At 46.9% G+C, this 12,999-nt stretch carries 11 protein-coding genes; 9 read left to right on the top strand and 2 right to left on the bottom strand.

The features are described 5' to 3' along the window. Window positions 1-398 precede the first annotated feature (398 nt). The 9 genes from Q0986_RS03685 to bchD all read left to right on the top strand — a co-directional run bounded on the left by Q0986_RS03685 (window position 399) and on the right by bchD (window position 11,088). Window positions 399-1,856 carry a hypothetical protein gene (locus Q0986_RS03685; protein WP_299404045.1) on the top strand — a complete coding sequence of 486 codons (1,458 nt, stop codon included), beginning with the start codon at window positions 399-401 and terminating at the stop codon, window positions 1,854-1,856. Window positions 1,857-2,012: 156 nt separating this feature from the next. Then, complete coding sequence (locus tag Q0986_RS03680) at window positions 2,013-2,876, top strand: type II secretion system protein (protein WP_299404040.1); 864 nt, start codon at window positions 2,013-2,015, stop codon at window positions 2,874-2,876. Next, entirely contained in the window at window positions 2,873-3,931 is a 1,059-nt protein-coding gene (locus Q0986_RS03675) for a prepilin-type N-terminal cleavage/methylation domain-containing protein (protein ID WP_299404037.1), read from the top strand. Before Q0986_RS03680 ends, Q0986_RS03675 begins: the two co-directional genes overlap by 4 nt. Before the next feature lie 493 nt (window positions 3,932-4,424). Further along, window positions 4,425-5,774, top strand: coding sequence for a hypothetical protein (locus Q0986_RS03670; RefSeq protein WP_299404032.1), 1,350 nt, complete (start codon window positions 4,425-4,427; stop codon window positions 5,772-5,774). Between the two features lie 52 nt (window positions 5,775-5,826). Further along, window positions 5,827-6,579 (top strand): type II secretion system protein, encoded by a 753-nt coding sequence (locus Q0986_RS03665; protein WP_299404028.1) that lies wholly within the window; start codon window positions 5,827-5,829, stop codon window positions 6,577-6,579. Continuing rightward, window positions 6,557-7,078, top strand: a complete 522-nt coding sequence (locus tag Q0986_RS03660) for a Tfp pilus assembly protein FimT/FimU (RefSeq protein WP_299404023.1) — start codon at window positions 6,557-6,559, stop codon at window positions 7,076-7,078. The genes Q0986_RS03665 and Q0986_RS03660 overlap by 23 nt, the downstream gene beginning before the upstream one ends. A gap of 83 nt (window positions 7,079-7,161) precedes the next feature. Then, a complete protein-coding gene (locus tag Q0986_RS03655; protein ID WP_299404020.1) occupies window positions 7,162-7,734 on the top strand; it encodes a prepilin-type N-terminal cleavage/methylation domain-containing protein in 573 nt (190 codons plus the stop codon). Between the two features lie 265 nt (window positions 7,735-7,999). Next, a complete protein-coding gene (locus tag Q0986_RS03650) occupies window positions 8,000-8,344 on the top strand; it encodes a hypothetical protein (RefSeq protein ID WP_299404017.1) in 345 nt (114 codons plus the stop codon). Between the two features lie 698 nt (window positions 8,345-9,042). Beyond that, a complete protein-coding gene (bchD, locus tag Q0986_RS03645; protein ID WP_299404013.1) occupies window positions 9,043-11,088 on the top strand; it encodes a magnesium chelatase ATPase subunit D in 2,046 nt (681 codons plus the stop codon). A 28-nt stretch (window positions 11,089-11,116) separates the two neighbouring features. Here the strand turns inward: bchD and Q0986_RS03640 are convergent, their stop codons facing one another. Together Q0986_RS03640 and Q0986_RS03635 are read right to left on the bottom strand one after the other, a co-directional pair. Next, window positions 11,117-12,580: a DUF3084 domain-containing protein gene (locus tag Q0986_RS03640; protein ID WP_299404010.1), complete on the bottom strand. Its 1,464-nt coding sequence runs from the start codon at window positions 12,578-12,580 to the stop codon at window positions 11,117-11,119. A 25-nt stretch (window positions 12,581-12,605) separates the two neighbouring features. Further along, window positions 12,606-12,986, bottom strand: a complete 381-nt coding sequence (locus Q0986_RS03635; RefSeq protein WP_299404110.1) for a DUF3110 domain-containing protein — start codon at window positions 12,984-12,986, stop codon at window positions 12,606-12,608. Window positions 12,987-12,999 lie beyond the last annotated feature (13 nt).

Genomic DNA, 12,999 nt, shown 5'->3' with positions numbered 1-12,999 from the left:
GGTATCAGTGCCTAGTATGGCGATCGTATAGATACGGGCCTTGTCCCTAGAATTACGGATCCAAATCGATATTTACATAGCTTGCCAGGAAAGAATTCCGTGTTCTTTCTGTCGTCGAACCGGGCGGGTAAAGGCCACACTCAAAGGAGGGTTGTTGGGTCACACAGTCCTGCTAGTGTTCCCCATTGGCTTTGGCTCAATTTGATGTGTTGCCATGCCTTTCTATTAGGCGAACTATTCTATACCCTTTGCTCGGCTATCCATGGATGAAGTGTTCTTTTGCCCCTAATACAGGGGGGCTGTCCCATAGGTGAATGATAGAAAAAGGTATTTTGAGACAGAAATTCTCTACAACTCTTTACCGATGGTGGCTTAGACAGGGTCGGAGGTCTCCAGGCATGGAGACACGCTGCCAGGGATTTGCCTTACCCTTGGCAATGGGATTGGGCTTTGTCATGATGGTTTTAGGACTGTCGACGATGTTGGTTGCCCAAAGCGATCGCACCTCTGCCTTTAATCGCAAAGAAGCAGGTGCAAGTTTAGCCGCTGCTGAAGGGGGAATAGCTCGATCCCTCGCTCAACTCACCGCACCCAATAATGCCGTCCTCCTGAATCGCAATTTCGATACGATTAACCCTAAAACAGGCAAGACTTATCTGGGACCTGATGGCAGATTCAATAGTGGGGACGAAGAGGCCAACGCGATTGATGAATGGACCGGCTATGACCCGAGTAGTACATCCTGCCACCAGCAAAAAGCATGGGGCAGTCCCAACCTTGTAACAACCGGGTCCATTGGAGAAACCGGCACTTACACCATTACAGCCTATCGGTTTAATCCCTTGGAACAAAAAGGGACATTATTCGTAGAAGCCAGTCAGGACGGGAAAACAACAGGGGTCGTTATTAGCATCTCAGTAACCCCTGATTTGTCCGATTTTCCAGGGGTGGTCTTAATTGAACCCACAGGCAATCCTGACTCAACCTATGCGACAGGGGTATTGGCCTTAAGGGGACGTGAACTGCAAGGGAGTAAAGCGAATGTTTATTATCACCCTTCTTCCTCAGTCGATCCCTCTCTGACTGCCAGTGCTGGGCCAGAAGACGCTGATCGGGGCAGTTATTTAAATGCCATTTGGTCTTCAACCCTGGATGGCGTCAGTGAAGATACCGTTCAAGGAAATATTTTTGCTTGTACGCTTAGACCCAACCTCCCTGTTGGAGAGGTCGGCACCGATCTCGGGACAATCGATGACAGTCTGACGATTACAGGTGTGGGGGGCAAGACACCCACCTACTTTACTGTTGATCAAATCGATCTGAGTGGGGAAGAAGTATTGACCGTTGATACGACGAACGGACCTGTCCAAATTGACATTTCTAATACAGGTGGGCATGAACATGGCATCACCCTTCGCGAGTCAGCCAAGATCCTGAATGTACGAACGGATGGGCAACCGTCCCGCGTCGGCGATCTCCGCATCATTGCGAGAAAAGATGATCGGGTTACCCTCTATGACCAAACGTGTATTCAAAATGCCTTTTTGTGGTTTCCCTATGATGAATTAAGGTTGCTGACCACGGGACCTGGCTGTCCAGGGAGACAAAACACAAATGTTGAAGGGGTCCTATGGATGGAAGCCATCCTTAGCTCCAAGAATGAGGCCACTCATCGTGATGTGAAATATTTGGGATATGGCGATGGTGACTACGATAAAACCACAAAATCAGGCGTAACTTCTGGCATTACTGTGCCCGAAGACGTCACTAGCCTGCTTGGCCTATTGAAATATATTGACTGGCCTGCCCGTTACCGATTCGGGGGTGTTTTGCAATGGCAACGGGTGAGGTTATGACGAAGATGCCTTAACCTTACTCCCTCTCTTGTGTTTCCTCGATACAACCTTTAGCAATTCTCGGGGGTGATGCAGAATTGCGCTCAATTTGTTACCCCTCTTATCTCCATAAGGGGCATGCTTTTCTTCTATATTATTTTCCTACTTGGACTTGCTATGTTCTGGTTCCATCCATTCGGTAAAACAAAACAATCTCTCTCTGAAGCGGGGTTTACCCTGGCGGAGAAGATGGTGATTGTGGCTATTATTGGCATTACCGCTGCTGCCTCAGCTCCCAGCATTATGGCAACCATGAATCGGGCCAAGGTTAAACAAACCATGGCCGAAGTGCGGACCGCTTTAAATGAAACACAACGCGAAGCGATTAGGGGCAACAAAGTCTGTACCCTAACTCTTAATTTTGTAGAAGGGACGATCACGGGGCCTTGTCTAATAACGGGCGATCGCAAGTTGGATGCCGACGTTGCGATTGCGACGAATCTCACTGACCCGAGTTCTAGCGCCACCCCTACCCCTTCGACAGAACAACCTGTTCTGATCGGTTCGGATATTCAACCCGCTTTGGGAGTCAACGATGGAGAGACCGTTTCCCAAATTGCCTTAGCGACTGCACCTGAACCGGACACTAACACACCTAAAGCAGGCATTGTGGTTCAAGTGATCGCCAAATGTAAAGGAAACACAGAGAAAGGATTAGGCTTAGGAACCTGCAAAGATAAGGATTCAGAGGATGGGAGCGATGAGCTGCCACCCAATGCAGAGATATCGACCAGTATTCCCATTCAGTATGGTGTCTTAGGCAATCCTGAATTTGCAATTGTCAGTTCCCAACAAGTGCCCGCCGATCCGAGCGGCAAGATAGTTTTTTACAATCCTGACGACACGAGAAGCACGAAACGCTGTATTGCGATTTCCAATACCCTCGGTTTAACCCGCATTGGTACTTATCAAGGGGATATGAGACCTACGGCGATTACCGACTCAGGTCGTTGCACTGCCGAGAACTGGGAGGAGCAATGAAGTCTCCATTGAGAACATCGGGTTTGAATGATAGGCACTCCAAAGCGGATTCTAAGGTTCGCAACGGCTTTACCCTCGTGGAGTTATTGGTTGCAGCTGGCATCACTAGTTTGGTGGTCAGTATTGCAGGATTTGGGGTCATTGCAGCCACTCGAACTAATCAGCGGACCGAAGCCATTGCAGCTAGACGTCATGACTTAAGTCGAGCCTTTGATTTCATTAGCAACGAAATTAGAATGGCGACCCGCATCAACCAATCTCAAGTGATGCAGGCAACGAATGCTGCTTCCATGTCCAATATGCTGACGAGTGCGGGGTTAGATGCCTCTAACTGGAATAACCCTGTTCTTTACTTAGAGATCCCCATTAGCGCTCAAGTTCCTAATGTTTGCCCGATGGGTGGCCCCAACGCGGGTTCTCCTCCCCCTCAACCTACAACCTATGATCAGGTGGTTTATGATATTCGTCCTAGCAGTCAAGATTGGTTAGCCCCCAATGCTATTCATCGCTACGGTCGCATTCCCAAAAGTGATGGCAGCATTGACCCCTGCAGCAATCCCGTTGCTAGCGATACTTTGGTGGATGCGATCGCAGAGCAAATCGATACCACGCCCACTTGTCCTGCACCGGGCGTATTGGTAGGGAAAGGAGGATTTCAAGCCTGTGTAAAGGGCAGCCAGGTCGATTTAACCATGCGGAGCAAAATTTCTGATGTGGAAATTCATCGATTAAGCAGTACTGCCACCTCCCGTTCAGTCAATAGCTCCCCAGTTCCAGTTCTAACTGCGACTCAACAACCTGGTACCAATCAGATTGACTTGAGCTGGCAATGGTCGGGTTCCATGAATGGGGTCACCTTTGAAGTGAACAAGGAGGTCATCACAACGGCCCAAAAATCCCAAATTTATAGTGGTTCAAGTATGAGTAACGCTACTGAGATGACAGGCTCCACTGGAGATCAGCATTGCTACACCGTCATTGCAAAGGTGGGACAAATCACAAGCTCTGCAAGCAATAAGGTCTGCTTTACTCAGATGTCTCACTCAACCCTCTAATGATATGGATGGTTGTCGGCTGTGTAGAGCTTGAGAATCATTTAATCTAAATCAAGGTCGGAGGAGATTATTTCTACAATTGCTAGATTGACGAATCTAGCCTATTACAGTCAGTATTTTAACCTTAAATTAATATAAATTTACATTTTGATCTACGTGTAATTACTGAGGATAAGTAATATTTTACTTCTTATACTAAAAATATACCTAAATCAAACACTTCGAATACAAAATAAAAAAACAATTCCAGAATGAAGGGATATAGCTGTTTAAAATCTTATTGATTTCTCTTGAAAAAGAAGTCTATCGCCATAAGGTTAACTCAACGCTTTTTTCTCCCTTTTGGCTTATCAACGTCTAAAGCTTTATTAGCATCGAATAAAACCATATCTATCATCTAATTTGCTTATTGATGACTGGTTTAACCCTATTCAAGATTGAATGGGTGAATTCGTATAGATATTTTTGACCGATATTTCACTTTTATAAAAGTATGTTGAAATCCAGAAAAAAGGCCACTGATGAAGGGTTTGCTTTGCCAATTACCATCGGTTTTGGGTTGATCATGGTGTTGGTCGCACTAACTCTAAGTATTAAGTCTAGGGATGATCAAGTCTCAGCCGTTTCTCAAAAGCAAACAACGGCCAGTGCCACTGTTGCAGAAGGTGGAATATCCCGCACCCTCGGATTTCTGAATCACAATTATCATATGCTGCTGAAATCGGATTACGACCCGAATAGTCTCTTAGGGGCGGATAGTCCTGATGAATGGTCTTTTCTCCCAAAGCCTCCTCCCTGTTTTACAGGGGTAAATAATATCCTCACAGGCAAGATTCCAAACAACGCACCTGCCAACACCTATACAGTCGAGGCCTATCGCTACAGTGATCCAGATGGAATCTCAAATTCCGGTGATGAAACTGGAACCTTAATTGTCAAAGGTCATCCCCCTAATTCGTCTGCAGTATCGCGGATTCAGCAGACAATGAATATTTCTCAATCCACATCCCCAGCTAGCTTTCCAGGGTTGATGGCCCAATATATTACCTTGGGAAATAATGATGTCTTGGGGGCAGTCTCAGGGAATGTCGTGTGCACAGATACGATTAACTGTGCAGTGCCAGTCAGTGAATGTGTGAATGGTCAACCGACAGATACGGGGCTGCGCACAGCCATTGAGGCTCTCAACAATAGTGTTGTGCAAGGGCAAATTTATGTTCGAGATGTGACTTGGCCTCCTGTTCCCGCCATTCCCTCAGGTGCGATCAATGTCTCAATTAGTGGCGCTACCAGCTTTCCCAAAACTGGAGATTCAGTAGGTACCGATGGTGCTTATCACTACCAAGTGAGTGATATTACCCTTAGCGGCAGCGATCAGGTCACCGTTGATACCACCTCAGCCCCCGTCTATTTTTACGTCACAGGTAATATCGCGATGAGCGGCCAAGCCACGTTGGCCCATACCTGTTCAGGCTCTGCCAATAATTGCGGCACTTATGGGAGTGGCTTAGGTAGCCCAGAACGCTTTCGAATATATGGCAATGCCGATGACGGTGATAGTTTTTCCGATCAAGACTTCACATTGAATGGTGGAGCCACAACCACCAATGTTTTTATTCATGCTCCAGATGCCCGTATGGGCATTAATGGCGGCAGCAGCAATCCTGATATACAGGGCGCCATTTGGGTCAGAGAGTGGGATGGCTCCAGTTCAAATACCGCTGAAATCACAGTCCCCAATGCCATGCAACAACTTCTCACTAGTTCTGGTGTGACCGTTACCTCAGCCTCCCATAAAACCTCTGCCGCAACGAGTTGGACACGCTTGGAAGCAACCCCGTAAACAACAAACACATCTGTCCATCCATCAAACACTCAGCATTTGCCTCAATATCATGAAGACTCTCCTTACCCTTAGAGCCCTCAAAAAAACTCAATCGCAAGGATTTACCTTAGTCGAAGTTGCTGTCTCCATGCTTGTTTTGGCGATATTTATCGGCACGGCGATGCAGGGTTTGGTCCTCTCAACATCTTTCAAGGTTCGGGCAAAGCAGTTGACTGAAGCCAATACCTGGATTCAGCAGGATTTAGAAGATGTCAAGGCTATTGCCAGTGACGTTAACCAAGTCCCTCACACCTCAGCACTGCTCTATGCTGATGCCCTGGCAGGGGATACGACCATCAAAGTTACGCAGTTGGCTGGCTTCCGGTTAGGCGATTCTATTGTGATTGGTACTGAATCCAATAGCAACGAAATAACGGCCCTACAAACTTTAACAGACCCTGCCACCAGCACAGACTATTTAGAAGTCAGTTTGCGAGATCCACTCACATCGACTCAAACCACTGACGCCACAACACTTGTATTAGCTAGATGTTACTCTGATCGCGATACAGGAGGCTTTGCAGCCTATCTGGATGAAGCACTGCCAGCAGTCGCATCTGAAACAGATAATACCGTCTCACCAAAAACTGGCCAAAAAACCTTTCTAGGTCGAGCATTCACTCTAGAAAGGATAACCTCAGTGCGACAGGCCAATCCCTATCAAATCTTGGAAGTCACTTACAACGTTACAGATGAGAACCAGAAACAAGTCGCTCAAGTCAGTTCTGAGGTCATACCGAATGCGTTCTTTGCCTGTCCATAGTGAACAGGGTTTTACCCAGCTTGAAATCGTTACTGTCTTAGTAATCATGGGCATATTAGGTGCCATTGCAGCCCCCAGCTTTCTATCTTGGGTAAATAACCGAAAGCTTGAAGTGGGCTTAGCGGAACTGGAAGGGACTCTAATTGAGGGGCAAAACCAAGCCATCCGTTTAAGCAAGACTTGCACCATTAATTTGCCGGCAGGAAGTAGTTCCGTATTGAGCAGTTCGCCTACAGAATGTCTGCGGAATGGCAATCGAACCTTAGAAAGTCTCCAACTTAGACATTCACTGTCTACGCCCTCACTTAGTTTTGACTTCAAAGGACGCGTACCTCCTTCATTAATCTCAGAAGAAACAGTCGTCCTATCTATCGCGAATGAAATCAGTACTCCCTCAAAGTGTTTAGTGATCGCACCAGGAATAGGATTGATCCGCGTTGGAACATATACAGGCTCCCCCACAACAGCATTGGCCAGCAACTGTAAAACCTCGACATGATGAATTCCAGCTCCAGGACTACCCTGATCCTGTATCTCTCTCAAAATATGAGAGGTCGGCTTAGCACTTATAAAGCCCCAAATATGCGACAGAAATCCAGTAGTCGAGGGTTTACTTTAGTTGAGCTGCTTGTGGGAATGGTGATTACCAGCATCTTCCTTGCTTTTGCTGGGTCTGGGCTAATTTCAATTTTGCAAAGCCATCGCCAAACAGAGGCTGAGGTGGATCAGCATATTCAATTGAACCGCGCTGTAGACTTTATTGCTGACGATATTAGAGAGGCAAAGGCGGTGTCCACCACTGCTCCATCAGGTTGGATTGTCCCTGCTAACTATAATGCTATCCTCTACCTCACAAAACCGGATGATTCAACGGTTGCTTACTACACATTTGATACTTCTGCCGGGTCTAATTGGCAGGGACCACAGGTGATTTACCGATCAACAGTCTCTAACGCTAAAGGGAATCCGTTAGTGGATCGAGTGTCAAATACTTCTCCGGGATGTTCTGGCTCAGGGACCTTAGGATTTGAAGTATCGCCATCTCCCTTGACGTCGAGTGAGCGATCCGTCAGGTTATGCATTTTGGGTGATTTACCAAACGGGACGACTGAGCTTGTGCAATACACAGTGACTCTTAGAAGTAATGACGTATGATCCTCTTCATAAATAGGTTGAACAAAAAAATACCAACAAGTGAATAATTGTGGCTCTCTAGGCAAGGAAAAGTATGGTCTGAGTTAGATAGGTGTTTGTTATTTTAGAAGCACTTAGAAAAATAAGCCCGAACTTATCAGTAAATTGTAAAGGTAGAAATATAGGGAAAATCACTGAAGTTTTGCTTATAAAGAAAACATAAAATTTAGTTATATAAAAATACATCCTCTAGTTATTACCTCTGTTATTCCTTCATTGATCTCTCATGGTTACTGTTGATGATATTACTGGCTTCTTTCTCGATAATTCTTCTGACACTAGAAAGGTTGAAAGGTCTAATTTTAATGGAGTTCCAATCATTGAATCATGGATAGGACTGCCAAAGAAAGAAAAAGTAATTATCAAAGGTCATATTCATAATCATAAAGAATATCTCCAAGGTGTGAAGATCTCTACCTCAGGTGTGACAGGGTATTTCTCAAAGAGTGGTCGTGTTTATGTGACGACAAAAAATTCAATTTATGAACTTGGTCAACCGCTAAATGGAGTGGAACTTTTGATCACAGCTCCTAAGTTCCAAAATTCCGAAAAAATAACGTACTGGAGCTAGAGAGTATAGATCCTGCCTCACTCTATAGTATGTAATACCTAAATCTTAGTCCGAGGATTATTTCCCCAAAATACTAGTGAAATAGAGTAAAAGGCTTTATTCAGTAAAGGGGATAATTAATGAGTTTTTTTACTTAGGCTTAATCGCACTCCTGATTAATCATTATTACTCTCCAAACAGCAACTATCCTGTGATCGATTGCTGCCGAAGAAGCTGATAAGAGAGCTTGATGAAATAGATTAGGAATCAAAATAGATAAGCAAGAATACTTATTCCAGGCATGATAGACTAGAGCAAATGCTTCTTGTGCATAAGATTTACTTTAGTCAATTATTACTGTCTATAAGCAACATTGAATAATGTAGTTAGGGGTCTTTGAATGTTTAGTAGTTTCTTCCTGGTGATAGCAGTTGTTTGTATTGGTTTTGCCATCAAACTGAGAAGAACTGAAGAAGTCCATTCGATTGCCGCAACCTGTGCGGGTCTCCTGAGTAGCATGTGCAGTTTTGTCCTAGCACCGCCTTCTGCTCAACTCGCAATGACTTTAATGATGGTTGGTGTAGTCCGGTTACTGCCCCTGCGTTTTTAAGCCCAGTCATGATTTAAGATGAATCACTCTTGATAGCAAAATCTTGGAGCAACACCTTTGAGGCATGGTTCTTGGTATTCTGAAGGTCTAAACGCCAATGTAATCCCCTATGCCAGTTGCTGAACCTCCAACCCAAATAACCACTTTTCCACTCACAGCTGTGGTGGGCCAAGAAGCAATTAAACTGGCACTCTTGCTCACAGCCGTTGATCCAACCCTAGGTGGAGTTGTTATTGCCGGTCGGCGAGGGACAGCAAAATCGGTGATGGCACGGGCGGTGCATGCGTTGTTGCCACCGATTGAAGTGGTCAAAGATTCCATTAGTCAATGCGATCCCGAAGATACCGCTTCTTGGGATGATGATCTGATGGCTAGCCTAGAAGCTGGGAGCATCCCCATTGTGGATGGACAGCCCCAGCCCGAAACGGAAATTATTCCGACCCCCTTTATTCAAGTTCCTTTAGGGGTAACTGAAGATCGGCTGATAGGGTCTGTGGATGTCAGTCAATCCGTGAAGCGAGGAGAGACGGTGTTTCAGCCCGGGCTTTTGGCTGAAGCCAATCGAGGTGTTTTGTATGTAGATGAGATTAACCTTCTGGATGACCAGATCTCTAATCTGTTACTGACCAGCTTGACCGAAGGGCGCAACCAAATTGAGCGAGAGGGACTTAGCTTTCAGCATCCCTGCTCTACTATTTTTATTGCCACCTACAACCCAGAAGAAGGACCACTACGAGAACATTTGCTGGATCGTATTGCAATATCCCTCTCTGCAGATCAGGTTTTGGGGCTGGATATGCGCGTCCAGGCCGTGGAACAAGCCACTGCCTATGCCAATTCTCCTCAAACATTTTTAGAGCAGTATGCGGATGAAACTGATGATCTAAAAACTCAAATTTTGCTGGCACGGGAATGGCTAAAGGATGTCCAAATTCAGCATTCCCAGATTGTCTATCTTGTGGATGAAGCCCTTAGAGGTGGTGTTCAAGGGCATCGGGCCGAACTGTTTGCCGTCCGTGTAGCGAAAGCCCATGCCGCCCTCAACGGCCGCTCAGAAGTGACGGCAGAAGATCTCAGGCGTGCTGTTGAGTTAGTGATTGTTCCTCGGGCAACGGTCATTGAGGCACCACCCCCTGAACAACCTCAGCCCCCACCTCCCCCCCCACCTCAGCAAGACAGTTCCGATCAGTCGGATCAGGATGAGGAAGAGGATGATCAGGAGGAAGATGATCCTCCCGAACCAGAAGAGCCCCCTAATATTCCCGAAGAATTTGTGTTTGACCCAGATGGAGTTGTTCTCGATCCCCAAGTCTTGTATTTTGCCCAAAATGCAAGTCGTCAAGGAAAATCAGGGAGTCGGAGTATTGTCTTTTCTGAAGATCGAGGCCGCTATGTTAAACCCATGTTGCCCAAGGGGGGGGTTAAACGAATTGCTGTTGACGCCACGTTAAGAGCGGCAGCCCCCTATCAAAAGGCGCGGCGGTTACGCCACCCCAATCGAAAAGTAATCGTCGAACAAGCTGATGTCCGTACCAAACGATTGGCCCGTAAAGCGGGGGCGTTGGTTGTATTTGTGGTGGATGCTTCAGGGTCTATGGCCCTTAATCGGATGCAGTCAGCGAAAGGGGCGGTGATGCGCTTATTAACGGAAGCGTATCAAAATCGAGATCAGGTTTCTCTCATCCCCTTTAGAGGAGAACGGGCTGATGTTCTGTTGCCCCCTACTCGCTCGATCGAAGCGGCTCGCCGTCGATTGGATACCTTACCCTGTGGGGGGGGCTCACCGCTGGCCCATGGGCTAACCCAAGCCGTTCGGGTGGGCATGAATGCCCTTTCGTCTGGCGATATTGGCCAAGTGGTATTAGTGGCGATTACGGATGGTCGGGGCAATATTCCGTTGTCTACATCTTTGGGTGAACCTCAAATTGATGGCGAAAAGCCTGATATCAAAGCAGAATTATTAGAAATTGCAGGACGCATTCGAGCCTTGAATTTGAAGTTGCTGGTGATTGACACCGAGAATAAATTTATCTCCACTGGGTTTGCCAAGGAATTGGCTCAAAACGCAGGTGGCAACTACTATCATCTGCCCAAGGCTACGGATCAAGCTATTGCAGCCGTGACGCAAGATGCCATCAGTAGCTTGACGGGTTAATTTGACGGGTTGACTCTGGGGGCATTCGTTAGGGGGAGCTGGAATCGTCGCCACTCTTTAGAATAATGTCTTGGTCTTTAACTGCGACGAGTTCTATGGCTAAAGGACCAGCGGTAAGAACTGTTTCAGGAGTCGTCGCGATAATCTCGATTGTGCCTGGGTCATTGCGATCTTTTAAGGCCAGAATAAACCGAAATAAATCGACTTGTCGCCCAGACCCCACCGTTCCAGTCAAGGGGTTCGGTAAGAAGCCAGCCACAATCGCTTTTTTGTTGACCACTGCAAAGAGCTGATTAATGCGGTCTAGCAGTTGCTCATCACTCATCTGAGCCGGTTGAACGGAAATTCTGGCAATTTGGGTGTCTGCTTGGTAAATGACTCGATTCGTCGCAATTTGCGGGACAACAAAGATGGCCCGTTCCCCTTGCAAATAGCTTGCAGCAGCTAGAATTCTCACCACATAAGGTTTTCCATCTCCAATGCGGATGGCAATGCGTTCTACGTCAGACTGTCGCATTTGTACAATCTGCTGCTGATCAGGAACACCTTGTAGGTCAGACAGGGTAATGGCACTCTGGCGAGCTTGAATCAAAAGCGTATTAATGGCTTTCAGGGCATCGGTTCTAGACTGAATATCTTGGATGACCGCAGAAGTCAGGATTTGTCCTGAACGAATGGCGATTGTGCCTCGCCGTAATCCCAATAACAGGAACTCTACATTTTGCTCTAGGCGAGCGCGGCCTGCTTCTAAGGTCTGGACTTCTTGCTGGAGTTGCTGGCGTTGCTGGTTGGCAGCTTGAAGCTGTTGGCGCTCTGCCGCGATGGTGAGGGTTAACGCCTGCTTTTGGACTTCCACTTGACGCAGTCGCGATTGGGCTTGGGCAATGGCTGTTTCCAGCTGGCGCTTCTGACGATTGACTTGCTGGATCCGAGCTTCGGACTGGTTACGCTGTACCCGCAGGGTGTTTTGCTCAGTGCGGAGAGACTGGATTTGCGATCGCAACTGTTTCGCTTGTCCCACAAATTGGTTGATTTGCCGCTTGGACTGGCGGAAACGACTTTGCGTTTGCTTCAGTTGACGTTCGATCCGTTTTTCTCGGGCAATGGCTTTGACCAAGTTCCGATTCGCCGTTTTCAGGCGCTGTCGAGTCCGACTGAGGCTAGATCGGGCGGTGGTGAGGTCGGCCTCGATAGCGTCTTTCTCCGCTTGGGTCTCATCCAGTTCTTTTTGGACGATTCGACTGCGCTTCTGGATATCATCAAACCGGAACAGGGCATCTCGGAATTGCTGACTAAAGGCAAAGACAATGCCCAAGGTCAGGGCCGAAATCACTGCACCCGTCAGGATGGTGATCACAATGGCCGTATTCTTAGGACGAAGATTGAAGAGGCTCAGACGCGCCTTTCCCACCTTAGAGCCAATCCGATCACCCAAAGTTGCGATCGCACCGCCCAAAATAATAATGACAATAACCAGAAAGTACCCCAGCATGGAAACCCTTGCAGACCGTAACGGGTTAATCCAGCAAGTTCTCTAAGCGACGACGAATTTGATCTAAATCATTGATATCGGCATCAGGCTGATCGGGTTGCCAGTCTGTTTTGTCGACATTAGCCTCTGGCGGCACAGCAAGGGAGCCCACTGGAATAAGTTCCAGTTCTAACCCTGCACTGTCGCAAAATGCTTCAATTTCTTCTTGATCAAATCCCTCTACCGTGGCTGCTGGAAAATCCTGAGCTTCCAGCATTAAGGCAAAGCGAGTGGCGTCGTCTTCCTCTTCAAAAGCTAGTACAACATCTTGTGTATAACTACCTTCATCCGTGGAAACCTGCTTCTGTAAGGAGTGAATGCCCTCGTTCTCAGTTCCAGCATTAAATAACAAAACAAATACACGCATGATCCTGAGTTGA

The sequence above is a fragment of the Acaryochloris sp. IP29b_bin.148 genome, from assembly GCF_028285565.1.
Taxonomy (GTDB): Bacteria; Cyanobacteriota; Cyanobacteriia; order Thermosynechococcales; family Thermosynechococcaceae; genus Acaryochloris.
This window is presented reverse-complemented; position numbering and strand designations above follow the sequence as displayed.